Consider the following 17,072-nt stretch of genomic DNA (forward strand, 5'->3'; position numbering starts at 1 on the left):
CAGAAACAACAAAGCCGCTAAAAAGCGGCTAAGTCATTGAAAAATATGGTCGGGACGGAGTGATTCGAACACTCGACCCCTAGCACCCCATGCTAGTGCGCTACCGGACTGCGCTACGCCCCGACTAGGCGTGTTACTGGGTTCGCTTCGCAATGAAGCGATCAGGAATATACCGCAAGCTTTTGAAATGTGGAAGTATTTTAAAAGCCTGAATCATTTTTTCAGAACCACCAGCACATCTTCGAGTTCGGAGATCATTTGGCGGATCAGTTGCTTGTATTGGGTGGTGTCGTCTTTGGCTTCATCACCGGACATGCGCTGGCGCGCGCCGCTGATGGTGAACCCCTGGTCGTACAGCAATGCACGGATCTGTCGGATCATCAGCACATCCTGGCGCTGATAATACCGACGGTTCCCGGTGCGTTTGACGGGGTTGAGTTGAGGAAACTCCTGCTCCCAATAGCGCAGCACATGCGGTTTTACCGCACAGAGCTCGCTGACTTCACCGATGGTGAAGTAGCGTTTGCCTGGGATGACGGGTAGCTCGTCGTTATGACTTGGTTCCAGCATAAGCCTCAACTCGGGCCTTCAACTTCTGCCCTGGACGAAAGGTGACCACACGGCGAGCCGTGATCGGGATTTCTTCTCCCGTTTTTGGATTGCGGCCAGGCCGCTGGCGTTTGTCTCGCAGGTCAAAATTGCCGAAACCGGACAATTTGACCTGTTCGTTGTCTTCCAGAGCGTGTCTGATTTCTTCAAAGAACAACTCGACCAATTCCTTGGCCTCGCGTTTGTTCAGACCCAACTCTTCGTACAGACGTTCCGCCATCTCAGCTTTCGTCAAAGCCCCCATACGTCACTTCCTTAACGTGGCGTTCAACCTTTGTTCGAGCGAGGTGAGGATATTTTGTGTCGTGGTATTCACCTCATCGTCATTAAGAGTGCGCGATGGATGCTGCCAGGTCAAGCCAACTGCAAGGCTTTTTCTATGCGGATCAATGCCTTTACCCTGATAGACGTCAAATAGCCTGAGGTCCGTCAGCCATTCGCCTGCATTTTCACGGATGACATCCAGAACGGCCGTGGCGGACACTTCACGATCGGCGATCAGCGCCAGGTCGCGACGCACTTCCGGGAAGCGCGACAGCTCGCTGAATTTCGGCATCTTGCCCAAAGCGACTTCGGCCAGGACCAGTTCGAAAACGAAGACCGGACGGTCGAGACCGAGGGTTTTCGACAGTTCCGGGTGAAGGGCACCGACGAAGCCCACCAGTCGACCTTCGCGCTCGATGCGCGCCGTCTGGCCCGGGTGCAACGCTGGGTGGCTGCCTGGCACGAACGAGAAGTCGTTCAGTGCTCCGGCAAACCCCAATACGGCTTCCACGTCCGCTTTAACGTCGAAGAAGTCCACTGCATCACGGCCTTGGGCCCAGCCTTCCGGCAAGCGGCTACCGCAAACAACACCGGCAAGCATCGGCTCTTGCTTCAAGCCATCCAGCTGGCCGACGAAACGCAGGCCGCTTTCGAACATACGCACGCGGTCTTGCTGGCGGTTCAGGTTGTGGGAAAGTGCTTTCACCAGGCCGGGCCACAACGACGAACGCATGGCGGCCATGTCGTTGGAGATCGGGTTGGCCAACAGCAGCGGCTCGACGCCTGGGTTGAACAGTTCGAACTGCTTAGGATCGATGAAGCTGTAGGTCACCGCTTCCTGATAGCCACGGGCAACCAGCAGACGGCGCAGCTCAGGCAGGTGCGCGCGCGCTTCGGCCTTGGGTTGCGGCGCTAGGCGCGCTTGCGGGTAGCGAACCGGCAGACGGTTGTAGCCGTAGAGACGGGCCAGTTCTTCGATCAGGTCGACTTCGAGGTTGATATCGAAGCGATGGCTTGGCACCTCAACGCGCCACTGTCCGGCTTCACCGGCGGCAATGCCCAGGTCGAGGGCCGAAAGCAGACGCTCGATTTCCGCTGGCTCGATCACCAGGCCGAGCATTTGCTCAACGCTTTTGGCGCGCAGGGTGATCGGTGCAATCGACGGCAGGTATTGTTCGCTGACGGTTTCAGTGATCGGGCCCGCTTCGCCACCGGTGATTTCCAGCAGCAGGCCAGTGGCGCGCTCCATGGCTTCACGCGCCAGTTTCCAGTCCACGCCACGCTCGTAGCGGTGCGACGCATCGGTGTGCAGGCCGTAGGAACGGGCCTTGCCGGCGATGGCGATCTGGTCGAAGAATGCGCTCTCAAGAAAGATGTCACGCGTGGTTGCGGACACACCGCTGTGTTCGCCACCCATCACACCGGCAATCGCCAGGGCGCGGGAATGGTCGGCGATCACCAGGGTGTCGGCACGCAGGCTGACTTCCTGGCCGTCGAGCAGAACCAGCTTCTCGCCTTCTTCCGCCATCCGCACACGGATGCCGCCATTGATTTCGGCGAGATCGAACGCGTGCAACGGCTGGCCGAGTTCAATCATCACATAGTTGGTGATATCGACGGCGGCGTCGATGCTGCGCACGTCAGCGCGACGCAGGCGCTCAACCATCCACAGCGGCGTTGGTTTGGACAGGTCGACGTTGCGGATCACACGCCCCAGGTAACGCGGGCACGCGTTGGGTGCCAGTACTTCGATCGAGCGCACTTCATCATGCACCGCAGCAACTGCGGCAACCACCGGCCGGGTGACGGGCGCGTCGTACAGCGCGCCTACTTCACGTGCCAGACCCGCCAGGGACAGGCAGTCGCCGCGGTTCGGGGTCAGGTCGACCTCGATGCTGGCGTCTTCCAGTTCCAGGTAGACACGAATGTCCTGGCCTACGGGCGCGTCGGCCGGCAGCTCCATCAGGCCATCATTGCCCTCGCCCACCTGCAGTTCCGCCTGGGAGCACAGCATGCCGTTGGACTCAACGCCACGCAGCTTGGCTTTCTTGATCTTGAAGTCGCCCGGCAGTTCGGCGCCGATCATGGCGAACGGGATCTTCAGGCCCGGGCGCACATTAGGCGCTCCGCACACGACCTGGAACGTCTGCGCGCCATTGCTGACCTGACACACACGCAATTTGTCGGCATCGGGGTGCTGCTCGGTGCTCAGCACCTCACCCACGACCACACCGCTGAATACGCCGGCGGCCGGAGTAACGCTATCGACCTCAAGACCGGCCATCGACAGACGAGCAACCAGCTCGTCGCGGCTTACCTGCGGGCTTACCCAGCCACGCAGCCATTGTTCACTGAATTTCATCCTGCTCTCCTAAAGATTCGTTACGACTAGCGAAATTGCGCGAGGAACCGCAAGTCGTTGTCGAAGAACAGACGCAAGTCGTTCACGCCGTAACGCAGCATGGCCAGACGCTCAACGCCCATGCCGAAGGCAAAGCCCGAGAACTCTTCCGGGTCGATCCCGGACATGCGCAGCACGTTGGGGTGAACCATGCCGCAGCCCATCACTTCCAGCCAGCCGGTCTGCTTGCAGACGCGGCAGCCTTTACCGCTGCACATCACGCATTCCATGTCGACTTCAGCGGAAGGCTCGGTGAACGGGAAGAACGATGGACGGAAACGCACCGCCAGCTCTTTCTCGAAGAACACCCGCAGGAACTCTTCGATGGTGCCTTTGAGGTCGGCGAAATTGATATCGCGATCGACCAGCAGGCCTTCGACCTGGTGGAACATCGGCGAGTGGGTAATATCGGAGTCGCTGCGGTACACACGGCCTGGGCAGACGATGCGGATCGGCGGCTTGTTCGCTTCCATGGTGCGGACCTGTACCGGCGAGGTATGGGTGCGCAACAACATGTTCGCGTTGAAATAGAAGGTGTCGTGCATCGACCGGGCCGGGTGATGGCCTGGGATGTTGAGCGCCTCGAAGTTGTGATAGTCGTCTTCGACCTCAGGGCCTTCGGCGATGCCGTAGCCGATATGGGTGAAGAACTGCTCGATACGTTCCAGAGTCCGGGTGATCGGATGCAGACCGCCCGAGGCCTGGCCACGGCCAGGCAAGGTTACGTCAATGGACTCGGCGGCGAGCTTGGCCGAAAGTTCGGCCTCCTCGAGCGACGCCTTGCGCGCATTGAGAACCTCTGTGACACGCTCCTTGGCGACGTTGATCAGCGCACCGACTTGCGGACGCTCTTCAGCCGGCAAATTCCCCAGGGTCTTCATCACCTGAGTCAATTCACCCTTTTTGCCAAGGTAGTGAACCCGGATTTGCTCCAGGGCATTGATATCTTCAGCGCTTTGCACAGCCTCAAGAGCTTGAGCGACGAGCGCGTCCAGGTTTTCCATGTACAGACTCCAGATACAAAATAGGGGAAGAGCTTGAAGGCTCTTCCCCTATTTATGACGTTTAACACCTTGGGCCACAGGAGTAGCCCAGGGTGACTGTCGGGGGTACTTAAGCCAAGGTGGCTTTAGCTTTCTCGACAATCGCAGCAAACGCCGCTTTTTCGTTCACTGCCAGATCAGCCAGAACCTTACGGTCGATCTCGATGGACGCTTTTTTCAGGCCAGCGATGAAACGGCTGTAGGACAGACCGTTAACACGAGCACCAGCGTTGATACGAGCGATCCACAGAGCGCGGAACTGACGTTTTTTCTGACGACGGTCACGGTAGGCGTATTGGCCTGCCTTGATTACCGCTTGCTTGGCGACACGGAATACGCGTGAACGCGCGCCGTAGTAGCCTTTAGCAAGTTTCAGAATTTTTTTGTGACGTTTACGGGCAATGACGCCACGCTTTACACGAGCCATGAGTTACTTCCTCTATTCTTGATCCAAAAATTAACGAAGGCGCAGCATGCGCTCGACTTTTGCCACGTCAGACGGATGCAGCAAGCTGCTACCGCGCAGTTGACGCTTACGCTTGGTCGACATTTTGGTCAGGATGTGGCTCTTGAAAGCGTGCTTGTGCTTGATACCGTTAGCAGTTTTCAGAAACCGCTTAGCAGCACCACTTTTAGTCTTCATCTTTGGCATGTTCGGATACTCCGCATTCAGTTGATAAACATAATCAGAAGGCCTGCCGTGCCCTATTGATTACTTCTTCTTTTTCGGGGCGATGACCATGATCAGTTGGCGTCCTTCCATCTTAGGATGCTGTTCGACCGAACCGTACTCGAGCAGGTCAGCTTCAACCCGCTTGAGGAGTTCCATCCCCAGCTCCTGGTGGGCCATCTCACGGCCGCGGAATCGCAAGGATACCTTGGCCCTGTCCCCATCACTCAGGAAACGTACCAGGTTGCGCAGTTTTACCTGGTAATCCCCTTCCTCCGTCCCTGGACGAAACTTGATTTCTTTTACTTGAATCTGCTTCTGGTTCTTCTTCGCCGCAGCAATCTGCTTCTTCTTTTCGAAGATCGACTTGCCGTAGTCCATCACCCGGCAAACAGGTGGGACTGCGTCGGCGGAAATTTCCACCAGGTCCAGTTTGGACTCTTCAGCGATACGAAGCGCTTCATCAATCGAGACGATGCCAATCTGCTCGCCGTCAGCGCCAATTAACCGAACCTCGCGTGCCGAGATATTCTCGTTGATCGGGGCTTTCGGTGCAGCTCGTTTATCTTGTCTCATTTCACGCTTAATAATAATTACTCCGAATCTGGGCGACCACGCCGGGAAACCGCTTGCGCGAGGAACTCAGCGAACTGGGCGACGGGCATCGAGCCCAGGTCAGCACCTTCACGAGTACGCACAGCGACAGTCTGCATCTCGACTTCCCGATCTCCGATAACCAAAAGATAGGGAACCTTGAGCAAAGTATGCTCGCGGATTTTAAAGCCGATCTTTTCATTTCTCAAGTCGGACTTGGCACGAAATCCGCTTTCGTTGAGAGTTTTTTCAACTTCAGCAGCAAAATCGGCCTGTTTATCAGTGATATTCATGATCACTGCCTGGGTCGGAGCCAACCACGCGGGGAATGCGCCCTCGTAGTGCTCGATCAGGATACCGACGAACCGTTCGAACGAGCCGAGGATCGCCCGGTGCAGCATAACCGGGTGTTTACGGCTGTTGTCTTCGGAGACGTATTCGGCTCCCAGACGGATCGGCAGGTTAAAATCGAGCTGCAAAGTACCACATTGCCAGACACGACCAAGACAATCTTTCAGCGAAAACTCGATTTTCGGACCGTAGAAGGCGCCCTCACCCGGCTGCAGATCATACGCAAGGCCCGCGCTGTCTAGCGCAGCGGCCAGTGCGGCTTCGGCGCGATCCCACAATTCATCGGAACCGACGCGTTTTTCCGGACGAGTGGACAGCTTCATTTCGACTTCGGTAAAGCCGAAATCGCGATAAACGTCCATGGTCAGCTTGATGAACGCAGCGGATTCGGCCTGCATCTGCTCTTCGGTGCAGAAGATGTGGGCGTCGTCCTGAGTGAAGCCGCGCACGCGCATGATGCCGTGCAGCGCACCCGACGGCTCGTTACGGTGGCAGGCACCGAACTCGGCCAGGCGCATCGGCAACTCGCGGTAGCTCTTCAGGCCTTGGTTGAACACCTGCACGTGGCAAGGGCAGTTCATCGGCTTGATGGCGTAGTCGCGGTTTTCCGACTGGGTAGTGAACATGTTGTCGGCGTAGTTGGCCCAGTGCCCGGATTTCTCCCACAGGCTGCGGTCAACAACCTGAGGAGTCTTGATCTCCAGGTAGCCGTTTTCGCGCTGAACCTTGCGCATGTACTGCTCGAGCACCTGATACAGGGTCCAGCCGTTCGGGTGCCAGAACACCATGCCCGGCGCTTCTTCCTGGAGGTGGAACAGGTTCAGGCGCTTGCCGATCTTGCGGTGGTCGCGTTTCTCGGCTTCTTCGATGCGCTGGACGTAGGCGGCCAGCTGCTTCTTGTCAGCCCAGGCCGTGCCGTAGATCCGCTGCAGTTGCTCGTTCTTCGCGTCGCCGCGCCAGTAGGCGCCGGACAGCTTGGTCAACTTGAACGATTTGAGGAAACGCGTGTTCGGCACGTGCGGGCCACGGCACATGTCGACGTATTCTTCGTGGTAGTACAGGCCCATGGCCTGTTCGTCCGGCATGTCTTCCACCAGGCGCAGCTTGTAGTCTTCGCCACGGGCAGTGAACACGTCGATCACTTCGGCGCGCGGCGTGACTTTCTTGATCACGTCGTAATCTTTTTCGATCAGCGCGTGCATGCGCTGTTCGATCGCGGCCAGATCGTCCGGAGTAAAAGGACGCTCGTAGGCGATGTCGTAATAGAAGCCATCGTCGATGACCGGGCCGATCACCATTTTCGCCGTCGGGTACAGCTGCTTGACCGCGTGGCCAATCAGGTGTGCGCAAGAGTGGCGAATGATCTCCAGCCCCTCTTGATCCTTGGGCGTGATGATTTGCAGGCTGGCATCGGCGGTGATCAGGTCGCTGGCGTCAACCAGCTTGCCGTCGACCTTGCCGGCCACGGTGGCCTTGGCCAAGCCAGCACCAATGGATGCGGCGACCTCGGCTACGGAAACCGAATGATCGAATGAACGTTGACTGCCATCGGGAAGAGTAATAGTTGGCATGGCGCCTCCTCTCCTAGTGGTGACCCCTACCAAAGGTCACGTGGGTTGGGATGAGCCAGTACAAGATCCAATACCAGGCCGTTCAGTGATGAACGCCTGCCTTACAGCGGCAGGAGCCTTTCGGCCAACCGGTGATCGAACCAGAGTGACTGGAGTGGACAAAAAGAACATGGCAAGGCGGCATTTGGCGCGCCCGGAAATAGCCAAGCACACGATGCTAGCACAGATGAACGGTCATCGCGCCCACGGCGCCACAGCCAATAACAAATTCCCGCTTTTATAGCGGCAAAAGTGAACTTGAGCTGTACGTCCCCCGTCAAATCCGCCGAGAATCGCCATTCGTCCTCACGACTTTAGGAGCATTTAATGATGCGTTTTTCCTCGACCTTCGCGCTTGCAGCATCCCTTACCCTTCTCTCCCTCGGCGCACAGGCCGCCGCCCCTTCGAACTGGCCTGCGGGCGCCAGGGACGCATTCGTCAAAGACTGCAGCTCAGCCGCCAGCCAGAACGTGGACATCAAAACCGCCAAAGATCACTGCGAATGCGGCGCCGACAAGATCAATGCTGAATTGAGCACCGCGGAAATCAAGGAACTCATGACCAACCAGAACGCGAGCCAGGCGCTTAAAAACAAAGCAGTCTCGGCTATTTCGTCCTGCAAAGTCGTGAAGAAAAAGTAAGAATCGCTGCAATTCGGATGGCAGTTTTTCGGTAAAAGCCCTCTTAAAACTGCCATTTCGCACAAAATACGCAGCTTTTACGGCTTTTTTTACCAGCTGATATTTCGTGCGAAAGCCCCGTAGATCGGGGCTTTCAGCCAACCGAAGGACTAAACCCGGGGCTATTGATTAGCAAACAGTGCCTTGGGGGGGCTCCCAAGCCGAACATTTCGACTATGATAGCCCTGTGTGCCCAGTTGGCCTGAGCAGCACAGCACTACTGAAAATATATGTTTCTTGGAGATACACCATGTCTAATCGCCAAACCGGCACCGTTAAATGGTTCAACGATGAAAAAGGCTTCGGCTTCATCACTCCTCAAGGTGGCGGTGACGACCTGTTCGTACACTTCAAAGCTATCGAAAGCGACGGTTTCAAAAGCCTGAAAGAAGGCCAAACCGTTTCCTTCGTGGCTGAGAAAGGCCAAAAGGGTATGCAAGCTGCACAGGTTCGCGGCGAGTAATTCTCCGCTGAGCTAAAAAAACCCCGTCCATGTGACGGGGTTTTTTATGGGCGCTGCAAAAGCCTGTGGCTATCAGCCGCAATTGACCCGGGTGATCACCAGGTTGTCGTCGGTGTTGAGGTTAAGGCGGTCGGAGCGGTATTCCAGGGTGATCATATCGTTAGGCTTGAGAATTCGGGCGTTCTGCGCACCGGCACGGGTACGCGCTTGCTCCAGCAACTGGGGCGAGGCTTTCTGGCCGATCGTGAACTCGGCGGCCTTCGCCTCACAGCGGCTATGACCGGCATCGGTCACGGCGGCATCTTTGGCTGGCTCAGAGGTACCCGGGGTGCTGCAACCCGCCAACGCGAGTGCCGCCAACAAAGTACCGAATGATGCGAGCTTCCAAGGCATGAAGCCTCCTATGATAAAAAATGGACAGAGATCGTGCGACAGCGATCAGGCGGATTGGTTTCAAGACGTAAATCGCCTGCTGGCAAGTCTGCCTGACTCAGGGCAGGCATTCGCCCGATCAATCGTCACCAGATATGAACGAATTCAGTAGATGTCGATGTAGTCAAACGGTGGCTTTGGCCAGTTCTGTTTCAAGGCATTGAAAATCTGTGTGACCCAGACCTCATCGCTGGCGGCCACGTTTCCGACGTAACCGGAGCCCTTGGCCCAGGTTTCCAGGCGAAACAGCAACCCATCGATATCGACGCCGCCGACGGCCTTGCCGGAGGAGATGTAGGCAATACCTGCCCTGGTGACTCGCAATTGAGTGTGTTCATCGTCACTGGCACTGGCAAGCAGTTGGCGCACGGCGGCCAGTGTCAGGTTCTCGGGGTTGTTCAAGTCGATCTGCACGCGGTGTTCCCCGGTCATTAAAACAGGCTGACAGTGTCGCACACTGCTTGCCTCATTTCGAAATACCTCATGCATAAGTAGCAGTGCCAAACGCCGTACAAAATGCTTAACTGCCGACGTAAGAACCGCGTTTTAGCGCATCACCCCGTACTTCCAGCTCGTGAGACACCCATGACCACCGTAACGCTCCAAGCCGACATCAAAGCCAAGTGGCCCCAAGGGCAGAGTTCCTACAGCCCCGGAAGCCCGGAAGAATTGGCGATCATCGGTATCGACCTGTTGGTCAAGGAGTTGGGCACCCAGGCCGCGCAAGCGTTCATTGGCCAGGTTTTCGAGAAATACCCGGCCGATCACATGGGCGCACACAACCCCGGGCGCGATTAAGCACCGGCCGGCGAGCGCCGACCGGCAATCACCTTACTTCAGGCGCGCCAGGCGCTCGGTCAACAGATCGAAAAAGCCCTGGGCGTCGCCATTCTCAACCCAGAACACATTCTTTTCCTGCTTCAGGCCGTCATACCAATCGACGATGGTCTGGCCAAAGGTCGGCCCTTCGCGGCTGTCCACCACCATATTGGCCTGACGCCCGCTGAACAACGAAGGTTTGAGCAGATACGCGATGACTGTGGCGTCATGCACCGGGCCGCCAGGAATGCCGTAGTGCTCCATATCGCCTTTGACGTATTCATTGAGAATATCGCCAACGACTTTGCTCGCGTTGTTGTTGATGTCGGCGATCTTCTTCAGGCGCGCTTCACTGGTCAGCACCTTGTGGGTCACGTCCAACGGCAGATAGGTCAGCTTGACGCCACTCTTGAGCACAATCTCGGCTGCGACCGGGTCGGCGAACAGGTTGAACTCGGCCACCGGCGTGATATTGCCGCCGTTGAAGTGCGCGCCGCCCATCACCACCACTTCCTTGATGCCCTGGGTGATCTCAGGCGCCTGGGTCAGCGCCAACGCCAGGTTGGTCTGCGGGCCAAGCATGGCGATGGTGATGCTGTGCGGCTTGGCGGTGCTCAGCGTCTTGATCAGGTAATCAACGGCATTGCCTTCGGCCAGGGCCTTTTTCGGCTCATGTACGGCGACACCGGAAATGCCTTCCTTGCCATGGATATTTTCGGCGTAGATCGGCGTGCGCAGCAGCGGTTTCGGCGCGCCCGCGTACACCGGGATGTCCTCTCGCCCCGCCCATTCACGAGCCAGGCGCGCGTTACGCGAGGTCTTGTCCAGGCGCACATTGCCGGCGACGGTGGTCAGCGCCCGAATGTTCAACTCCTCCGGGGAGGCCATGGCAAACAGCAAGGCCACTACATCGTCGGCACCAGGGTCGGTGTCGATGATCAGGTCGATTTTTTCCGCCGCTTGGGCGCTCACTGCGGTGAGTGCAGACAAAAGCAAAACACTCCGGAACAGATTTCTCAGGGTTGGAAGATTACGCGGCATGAAACACTCCTTGTCGTTGGGGAACTCTAGAACGTGACGCCGGACACCAGTGCGATATTGCAATAAGGCTGGCACTCGCCCGTGCGGACAATGGCACGCGCGCTGCGGCTCAGTTGCTTGAACGCGTCATGACTGAGCAGACGCCGCTCGCCGAGCGCCGCCTGGTCGGTCAGGGCATTGAGCGCGCTGAGCGCCGGCGGTTGCTTGAGCAGGATTTCTTCGGCCAGCACGTGGCTTTCCACCTGCATTTCGCTGAGCACAATGCGCAAGGTGCTGATGAAGTCGGGAATGCCCTGGGTCAGGGCCAAGTCGATCAACTCGACGCCCGGCGGCACGGGCAGGCCCGCATCACCGATAACCAGGATATCGCCATGCCCGAGGGAGGCGATCAGGCGTGACAGGGCGATATTGAGCAGCGGTGTCTTTTTCATGAGGGCACAAAACCTTGAACGTCGTGCAGCGTAGGAATAGAGGGTTGCGCGCCGGCGCGGGTGACTGACAGCGCGGCCGCCACCTGACCAAAACGAATCGCCTCGGCTTCGCTTTTGCCATGGGCCAGCGCTGCGGCAAAACCGCCGACGAACGTGTCGCCGGCAGCCGTGGTGTCCACCGCCTTGACGTTGGGCGCTGCCAGGTGCTCAAAACGGTTGCCATCGCTGAACAGCGCGCCCTGAGCGCCGAGGGTGATGATCACTTTAGCGGCGCCGGCCTTGATCAACTGCGCCGCGGCGAGCTTGGCGTTGTCCAGGGAGTCCACCGTCACGCCGCTCAGGGCGGTGGCTTCGCTTTCGTTGGGGATCAGGTAATCGATCGAGGCATACCACTGCGCCGGCAAAGGACCGCTGGCCGGGGCCGGATTGAGGATCACCGTCTTGCCCAGTTCACGCCCGCGCTTGAGCGCATACCCGACGGTCTCCAGCGGCACTTCAAGCTGACAGACGATTACGTCGGCGGCCTGCAACACCGCATCAGCCGCCTGCAACGAAGCGGGCGTCAGCTCACCGTTACTGCCGGCAACGATCACGATCGCGTTCTGGCTGCTGTCGTCCACCACAATCAACGCCACACCGCTGGAACCGTCGACACGGCTAACGGCCTGGCAATCGATGCCTTCGACCAGCAACGCATCGCGCAATTGGACACCGTAGGCGTCAGAGCCGACGCAGCCGATCATCGCCACCTCAGCCCCCAGCCGCGCCGATGCGACGGCCTGGTTCGCGCCCTTGCCACCGGGGACGGTGGAAAACGATTGGCCGATCAGGGTTTCACCGGCGCGGGGCAACCGGCTGGCGCGGGTGACCAGGTCCATGTTCAAGCTGCCTACTACCACTACTTTTGCTGGCATACATCAGTACTCATCAATTCGGTTCAGCGGTATTGGGCGAACACACCGGCAAGTGGCGCCGTCGACTCACGCAAGACAATACTCGGCGTCACGATGCGTTGATCGATCGGCAGTTGGGGGGTCGCAATTCGTCGCAGTAACAACTCGGCCGCCGTCTCGCCCAATTGCACGATCGACTGCCCGACCGTGGTCAGCGCCGGGTACACGTAGCGGCTCATTTGGATGTCATCGAAGCCGATCACCGACAATTCGCTCGGCACGCGGATGTTGCGCTCGGCTGCCGCACGCAACACGCCGAAACCGATCATGTCGTTACTGGCGAAAATCGCGCTCGGCGGGTTTTCCGACAGCAACTTCACTGCCGCGGCATAACCGCCGGTGCTGGTGAAGTCGCTTTCCAGGGTGCGATTGGCGGCAACGTCGATACCCGCCTCGCGCAAAGCGCGGTGATACCCCGCCAGACGCATTTGTGCCACACGGGTATGGCCAGGGCCGCCGATGCAGGCGATGTCCCGATGGCCCAGTTCAAGTAAATGCCGGGTCGCCAGGTAGGCGCCCTGCTCGTGATCTATACGCACCAGGTCGACATCAATACCGTCCAACGCCCGGTCGACAATCACCATGGGCGTGCGGACCGCGCTCAAGCCCGCGGCCAGGCCGCTGTCGTCGCCGCCCACCGAGGTCACGATCAAGCCATCGACGCGCTTCTCCAGCAACACTCGCAAATAGCTGCGTTGCTTTTCGGCGTTGTCGTCGGAGTTGCAGAGGATCACGCAATAGCCATTACGCTCGCAGTAATCCTCTATCCCCCGGGCCAGCTCGGCGAAATACGGGTTGAGGCTGTTGGGCACAAGCAGGCCGATGGTGGCGGTGGTCTTGGCCTTGAGCGAACGCGCCACGGCGCTGGGCACATAGTCCAGTTGCTTGATCGCCGCTTCCACCTTGAGGCGCACCGGCTCGCTGACCGGGCGCGTCTTGTTCACCACATGCGACACGGTGGTGTAGGAAATACCTGCAAGTGCTGCCACATCCTTAATCGTCGCCATGGTTCAGCCCCGCCGACTGGCGCGTTGACTGCGGTAGGTATCGAGGACCACGGCAATCACAATCACGGCCCCGGTGATGATGCGCTTGGTGGGTTCGGTGGCACCGATCTGCGCCAGGCCAGCCGCCAATACCGAAATAATCAACACACCGAAGAACGTGCTGATCACCGAGCCGCGTCCGCCCATCAGGCTGGTGCCGCCGATCACCACGGCCGCGATCACTTGCAGTTCCAGGCCGGACCCGGCGTTCGGGTCTGCCGCCTCCAGGCGCGATATCTGGAACAGCGCCGCAACACCCGCCAGCAGGCCCATCAGGCTGAACACCAGGATCTTGTAAGGTTTGGGATTGATCCCAGCCAGACGCACGGCTTCTTCATTGGTACCGATACCGATCAAGTAACGGCCGAATACCGTGCGAGTCAACACCAGTTGGGCGACGACGATCACCAGCAAAGCGATGATGAACGAAGGCGAAATCCCGAAGGCGATCGGATTGGACAGCCAGGCAAAGGAGTCACCGATATAAGCCGTGCGCGAGCCGGTCATCTGGTACGCCACGCCGCGTGCCATTTCCAGTACGCCAAGGGACACGATAAACGACGGAATCCGCCAGGCCACGGTGATCGAGCCGGTGATGGTGCCGGCCAGCGCGGCGCAGCCCATGCCGAGCACGGCGGCCGGCAACACGCTCCAACCCCAGCCGAGAATCGCCACGCTGACCGCCGACGCCGCCAGGGCCAGGACCGAACCCACCGACAGGTCGATACCGCCGATGATCAGGATGAAGGTCATGCCCACCGCCAGCACCATCAGGTCCGGGATCTGGTTGGCCAGGGTGCTGAAGGTGTCGTAGGACAAGAAGTGATCGCTGAGCACCGAAAACAGCGCAATCATCGCCAGCAACGCACCCGCCAGCCCCAGGTAGGTGCCCAGGCCGTAAAAATTGCCGCCCGCTTTACCGGGGGAAGTTGTTGTTTTCATTGGGCATTCCTAAGCACTGTATCGTTGAGCAGCGCGTCACGTTTCTGATAGCCGGCGAAGGCGGCGGCAAGCAATTCATCCTGGGTCCAGCGGTCGCGCTCGAAGGTCTCGATCAACCGCCCGGCAGACAGCACGCCGATGCGGTCACAGATCAACATCAGCTCGCGCAGGTCGCTGGACACCACCACCAGCGCTTTGCCCTGGCGGGTCAACTCGCCGAGCAAGGCGTAAATGTCGAACTTGGCCCCCACGTCGATGCCACGGGTCGGCTCATCGAACAGCATCACCGAGCAGTCGCGCTCCAGCCAGCGGCCAATCACGACTTTCTGCTGGTTACCGCCGGACAATTCGGACACCAACTGCGCCGGACTGGAACTGCGGATACGCATGGCGTCGATCTGACGCTTGGCCAGGGCGGTTTCGTCGCGACTATTTACCACACCGCCGCCGGAAATTTCCGGCATGTTGCCCAAGGCGATATTCGCGCTGATGGATTGCGTCAGCAGCAGACCTTCGCCCTTGCGGTCTTCGGTGATCAAGGCGATGCCGTGGCCCACTGCGTCGACCGGCGAGCGAATGCTCACCACTTGGGCCGGCGCCCCCAGGGCAATGGTGCCGCTGTCGGCCAGGTCGGCACCGAAGATCAGGCGCAGCAATTCCGTGCGGCCGGCGCCGATCAGGCCGGAGATGCCATAGATCTCGCCGGCACGCACTTCAAAGGAGACGTCGCGGACCTTGTCCGCACGGGTCAGCCCTTTCACCGTCAAGGCCGGGCCGCCGATGGTACGGGGCCCCAGGTCAATGTGCTCGCCCAGCTCGCGGCCGACCATCAAGGTCACCAGTTGCTCGCTGTTGTAATTGGCCATCGGCTCGACGCAGACCAGTTTGCCGTCACGCAGTACTGCAATGCGTTGGGCGACACGGGCCAACTCTTCGAGCCGGTGCGAAATATAAATGATCGCCACGCCCCGGGCCTGCAGGCGGGTGATTTGCTCAAACAGCATCTCGACTTCACGGGCGGTCAACATAGCCGTGGGCTCGTCGAGAATCAGCACATGGCAATCGCCGATCAGGTTGCGGGCGATCTCGACCATTTGCTGATGGCCAATACCCAGGCTGCCGACCAGGGTGTCCGGGTCGATCGCATCCAGGCCGACCTGCGCCATCGCTTCGATCGCCGCGCTACGCAGCTGCTTACGGCTGATCCAGCCACAGTGGCTGGGCAAGTTGTCCAGGAACAGGTTTTCGGCCACGGTCAGCGTCGGCAGCAGGTTGAGTTCCTGCATGACCATCCGCACGCCCAGCTCTTCGGCCTGGGTGCGACTGCCGGGGCGGTAGTCCTGACCGTTGAATTGCATGTGCCCGGCGGTCGGTGTGACCAGCCCGCCGATAATCTTCGACAAGGTACTTTTGCCTGCGCCGTTTTCACCGGTCAGCGCCAGCACTTCCCCGCGATTGAGCGTCAAGGTGATGTCGGACAGAACCGGCTGGGCATAAGTCTTACCGATACCGCTGACCGAGAGGACAGCGTTCGGGGCGGAAGATGACATAGGAAAATCTCCAGGCGTCCGCTCAGGGTGAGCGGACGCTGTTGGGTGCAGCCGGGATTACTTCTTGAGGACGAGTTCGACCGGGGTTTCGATCACGCCGTCTTGAGCGTCGACCTTCTCACCCTTGACCAGCTTAAGCGCGTTCTGGATACCGAACACGGCCTGCTGTGCGGCAGCCTGGTCGGCGGTCGCCAGGACACGGCCGTCCTGCAGCATCGGCTTGATCGCGGCGATGTTGTCGTAGCCTACGACCAGAACCTTGCCGGCTTTGCCTGCCGCACGCACGGCCGAGACGGCGCCCAGGGCCATGTTGTCGTTACCGGCCAACAGCGCCTTGAGGTCGGGGTATTCGCTCAGCATCGCAGAGGCGACCTTCTGGCCCTGGTCGATTTCCCAGTTGCCCGATTGGGTGGAGACGATCTTCATGCCGGCCGCGTCCATCGCATCCTTGTAGCCTGCGGTGCGCTGCTGCGCGTTGGTAGTGGTCGGTACGCCTTCGATGATGCCGACCTTGTCACCCGCGGCCAGTTGCTTGGCCAGGTAATCACCCACCAGCTTGGAGCCTTTGCGGTTGTCCGGGCCGACGAAGGGAATATCGAGGTTTTTGCTTTTCAGCACGCCCGGGTCCAGGCGGTTATCGATGTTGACGACCTTGATGCCGGCATCGGAGGCTTTTTTCAGCACGGTGACCAGTGCCTTGGAGTCAGCCGGTGCGATGACGATGGCGTTCACTTTGGCGAGGATCATCTGGTTGACGATATCGATCTGCGCGCTGGTATCGGTTTCGTTCTTGATACCGTTGGTGATCATGTCGAAATCAGCGGCGTGGGACTTCTGGTAGTCCTTCGCGCCCTCTTGCATGGTGACGAAGAATTCATTGGCAAGGGATTTCATCACCAGGCCGACCTTGGGTTTGGCGGCGGTGTCGGCGGCGAATGCAGAAGAGAGAGGCAGAGCAGCGGATGCGGCGGCAAGCACAGCGACAGCAAGAAGACGTCCAGCGAATGGCAGCTTCATGGGTTCACTCCGATCTTATGATTATTGGGAGCAACGCTTGCACCGAAGAACACTTCGGCAGCCCACCCACCCGGGTGACTGATACGAGCTTTCAAGACGTTCAGGGCGCACCCGCGAAACATCTCGCAAACGTTTGCGTTAAACAAACTATGAGA

At 59.0% G+C, this 17,072-nt stretch carries 20 protein-coding genes and 1 tRNA gene; 3 read left to right on the plus strand and 18 right to left on the minus strand.

The features are described 5' to 3' along the window. Positions 1–46 precede the first annotated feature (46 nt). The 9 genes from ACP7E3_RS29465 to thrS form a co-directional block, all read right to left on the minus strand. Positions 47–123 (minus strand) — tRNA-Pro (locus tag ACP7E3_RS29465). Between the two features lie 90 nt (positions 124–213). Further along, the gene (locus ACP7E3_RS29470; RefSeq protein ID WP_003174972.1) at positions 214–570 is read right to left on the minus strand and encodes a MerR family transcriptional regulator; all 357 of its coding nucleotides are present in this window, start codon (positions 568–570) and stop codon (positions 214–216) included. Next, positions 551–853, minus strand: coding sequence for an integration host factor subunit alpha (gene ihfA, locus ACP7E3_RS29475; protein WP_002553164.1), 303 nt, complete (start codon positions 851–853; stop codon positions 551–553). The genes ACP7E3_RS29470 and ihfA overlap by 20 nt, the downstream gene beginning before the upstream one ends. Positions 854–856: 3 nt before the next feature. After that, positions 857–3,235 (minus strand): phenylalanine--tRNA ligase subunit beta, encoded by a 2,379-nt coding sequence (pheT, locus tag ACP7E3_RS29480; RefSeq protein ID WP_426125260.1) that lies wholly within the window; start codon positions 3,233–3,235, stop codon positions 857–859. 26 nt (positions 3,236–3,261) lie between these two features. Beyond that, positions 3,262–4,278, minus strand: a complete 1,017-nt coding sequence (gene pheS / locus ACP7E3_RS29485) for a phenylalanine--tRNA ligase subunit alpha (RefSeq protein WP_017847666.1) — start codon at positions 4,276–4,278, stop codon at positions 3,262–3,264. Between the two features lie 109 nt (positions 4,279–4,387). Further along, positions 4,388–4,744 carry a 50S ribosomal protein L20 gene (rplT, locus tag ACP7E3_RS29490; RefSeq protein ID WP_002553161.1) on the minus strand — a complete coding sequence of 119 codons (357 nt, stop codon included), beginning with the start codon at positions 4,742–4,744 and terminating at the stop codon, positions 4,388–4,390. Between the two features lie 30 nt (positions 4,745–4,774). Further along, entirely contained in the window at positions 4,775–4,969 is a 195-nt protein-coding gene (gene rpmI, locus ACP7E3_RS29495) for a 50S ribosomal protein L35 (protein WP_002553160.1), read from the minus strand. Between the two features lie 60 nt (positions 4,970–5,029). Next, on the minus strand, positions 5,030–5,581 hold the full coding sequence (gene infC, locus ACP7E3_RS29500; protein WP_169850653.1) for a translation initiation factor IF-3: 552 nt from the start codon (positions 5,579–5,581) through the stop codon (positions 5,030–5,032). Continuing rightward, positions 5,581–7,503, minus strand: a complete 1,923-nt coding sequence (thrS, locus tag ACP7E3_RS29505) for a threonine--tRNA ligase (RefSeq protein WP_017847667.1) — start codon at positions 7,501–7,503, stop codon at positions 5,581–5,583. The genes infC and thrS overlap by 1 nt, the downstream gene beginning before the upstream one ends. A 366-nt stretch (positions 7,504–7,869) precedes the next feature. Here thrS and ACP7E3_RS29510 point away from each other — a divergent pair, with 366 nt between their 5' ends. Continuing rightward, positions 7,870–8,184, plus strand: coding sequence for a hypothetical protein (locus tag ACP7E3_RS29510; protein WP_082107723.1), 315 nt, complete (start codon positions 7,870–7,872; stop codon positions 8,182–8,184). A gap of 289 nt (positions 8,185–8,473) precedes the next feature. Further along, entirely contained in the window at positions 8,474–8,686 is a 213-nt protein-coding gene (locus ACP7E3_RS29515) for a cold-shock protein (protein WP_003234260.1), read from the plus strand. Positions 8,687–8,758: 72 nt separating this feature from the next. Here ACP7E3_RS29515 and ACP7E3_RS29520 read toward each other — a convergent pair whose 3' ends face one another. Both ACP7E3_RS29520 and ACP7E3_RS29525 read right to left on the minus strand, forming a co-directional pair. Continuing rightward, positions 8,759–9,079: an I78 family peptidase inhibitor gene (locus tag ACP7E3_RS29520; protein ID WP_017847669.1), complete on the minus strand. Its 321-nt coding sequence runs from the start codon at positions 9,077–9,079 to the stop codon at positions 8,759–8,761. Positions 9,080–9,223: 144 nt separating this feature from the next. Further along, positions 9,224–9,532, minus strand: coding sequence for a hypothetical protein (locus ACP7E3_RS29525; RefSeq protein ID WP_026140116.1), 309 nt, complete (start codon positions 9,530–9,532; stop codon positions 9,224–9,226). A gap of 171 nt (positions 9,533–9,703) precedes the next feature. On the opposite strand from ACP7E3_RS29525, the gene ACP7E3_RS29530 reads away from it, so the two are divergent. Further along, positions 9,704–9,916, plus strand: a complete 213-nt coding sequence (locus ACP7E3_RS29530) for a hypothetical protein (protein ID WP_017847671.1) — start codon at positions 9,704–9,706, stop codon at positions 9,914–9,916. Between the two features lie 33 nt (positions 9,917–9,949). Here the strand turns inward: ACP7E3_RS29530 and ACP7E3_RS29535 are convergent, their stop codons facing one another. Genes ACP7E3_RS29535 through ACP7E3_RS29565 form a run of 7 tightly spaced genes read right to left on the minus strand, consistent with a single transcriptional unit; the run spans position 9,950 to position 16,917 of the window. Then, entirely contained in the window at positions 9,950–10,978 is a 1,029-nt protein-coding gene (locus tag ACP7E3_RS29535) for a nucleoside hydrolase (protein WP_046382653.1), read from the minus strand. Positions 10,979–11,004: 26 nt separating this feature from the next. Continuing rightward, positions 11,005–11,409 (minus strand): D-ribose pyranase, encoded by a 405-nt coding sequence (gene rbsD / locus ACP7E3_RS29540; protein ID WP_046382652.1) that lies wholly within the window; start codon positions 11,407–11,409, stop codon positions 11,005–11,007. Further along, positions 11,406–12,323, minus strand: a complete 918-nt coding sequence (gene rbsK / locus ACP7E3_RS29545) for a ribokinase (protein ID WP_126587968.1) — start codon at positions 12,321–12,323, stop codon at positions 11,406–11,408. Before rbsK ends, rbsD begins: the two co-directional genes overlap by 4 nt. A gap of 23 nt (positions 12,324–12,346) precedes the next feature. Then, positions 12,347–13,369, minus strand: coding sequence for a LacI family DNA-binding transcriptional regulator (locus ACP7E3_RS29550; protein ID WP_057005675.1), 1,023 nt, complete (start codon positions 13,367–13,369; stop codon positions 12,347–12,349). A 3-nt stretch (positions 13,370–13,372) separates the two neighbouring features. Continuing rightward, a complete protein-coding gene (locus tag ACP7E3_RS29555) occupies positions 13,373–14,350 on the minus strand; it encodes an ABC transporter permease (protein WP_046382649.1) in 978 nt (325 codons plus the stop codon). Continuing rightward, positions 14,347–15,900 (minus strand): sugar ABC transporter ATP-binding protein, encoded by a 1,554-nt coding sequence (locus ACP7E3_RS29560; RefSeq protein ID WP_079444382.1) that lies wholly within the window; start codon positions 15,898–15,900, stop codon positions 14,347–14,349. The genes ACP7E3_RS29555 and ACP7E3_RS29560 overlap by 4 nt, the downstream gene beginning before the upstream one ends. A gap of 57 nt (positions 15,901–15,957) precedes the next feature. After that, positions 15,958–16,917, minus strand: coding sequence for a sugar ABC transporter substrate-binding protein (locus tag ACP7E3_RS29565; RefSeq protein WP_026140120.1), 960 nt, complete (start codon positions 16,915–16,917; stop codon positions 15,958–15,960). Between the last annotated feature and the right edge of the window lie 155 nt (positions 16,918–17,072).

The sequence above is a fragment of the Pseudomonas sp. PSPC2-3 genome (assembly GCF_049898265.1).
GTDB lineage: Bacteria > Pseudomonadota > Gammaproteobacteria > Pseudomonadales > Pseudomonadaceae > Aquipseudomonas > Aquipseudomonas veronii.

Coding starts and splice junctions, on each gene's coding strand:
- ACP7E3_RS29535 (WP_046382653.1), bottom strand. CDS start 10,978: ATGCCGCGTAATCTTCCAACCCTGAGAAATCTGTTCCGGAGTGTTTTG.
- rplT (WP_002553161.1), bottom strand. CDS start 4,744: ATGGCTCGTGTAAAGCGTGGCGTCATTGCCCGTAAACGTCACAAAAAA.
- rbsD (WP_046382652.1), bottom strand. CDS start 11,409: ATGAAAAAGACACCGCTGCTCAATATCGCCCTGTCACGCCTGATCGCC.
- rbsK (WP_126587968.1), bottom strand. CDS start 12,323: ATGCCAGCAAAAGTAGTGGTAGTAGGCAGCTTGAACATGGACCTGGTC.
- ACP7E3_RS29510 (WP_082107723.1), top strand. CDS start 7,870: ATGATGCGTTTTTCCTCGACCTTCGCGCTTGCAGCATCCCTTACCCTT.
- rpmI (WP_002553160.1), bottom strand. CDS start 4,969: ATGCCAAAGATGAAGACTAAAAGTGGTGCTGCTAAGCGGTTTCTGAAA.
- ACP7E3_RS29520 (WP_017847669.1), bottom strand. CDS start 9,079: ATGCCTTGGAAGCTCGCATCATTCGGTACTTTGTTGGCGGCACTCGCG.
- pheS (WP_017847666.1), bottom strand. CDS start 4,278: ATGGAAAACCTGGACGCGCTCGTCGCTCAAGCTCTTGAGGCTGTGCAA.
- ACP7E3_RS29530 (WP_017847671.1), top strand. CDS start 9,704: ATGACCACCGTAACGCTCCAAGCCGACATCAAAGCCAAGTGGCCCCAA.
- ACP7E3_RS29470 (WP_003174972.1), bottom strand. CDS start 570: ATGCTGGAACCAAGTCATAACGACGAGCTACCCGTCATCCCAGGCAAA.
- pheT (WP_426125260.1), bottom strand. CDS start 3,235: ATGAAATTCAGTGAACAATGGCTGCGTGGCTGGGTAAGCCCGCAGGTA.
- ACP7E3_RS29565 (WP_026140120.1), bottom strand. CDS start 16,917: ATGAAGCTGCCATTCGCTGGACGTCTTCTTGCTGTCGCTGTGCTTGCC.
- ACP7E3_RS29555 (WP_046382649.1), bottom strand. CDS start 14,350: ATGAAAACAACAACTTCCCCCGGTAAAGCGGGCGGCAATTTTTACGGC.
- ACP7E3_RS29560 (WP_079444382.1), bottom strand. CDS start 15,900: ATGTCATCTTCCGCCCCGAACGCTGTCCTCTCGGTCAGCGGTATCGGT.
- ihfA (WP_002553164.1), bottom strand. CDS start 853: ATGGGGGCTTTGACGAAAGCTGAGATGGCGGAACGTCTGTACGAAGAG.
- ACP7E3_RS29550 (WP_057005675.1), bottom strand. CDS start 13,369: ATGGCGACGATTAAGGATGTGGCAGCACTTGCAGGTATTTCCTACACC.
- thrS (WP_017847667.1), bottom strand. CDS start 7,503: ATGCCAACTATTACTCTTCCCGATGGCAGTCAACGTTCATTCGATCAT.
- ACP7E3_RS29515 (WP_003234260.1), top strand. CDS start 8,474: ATGTCTAATCGCCAAACCGGCACCGTTAAATGGTTCAACGATGAAAAA.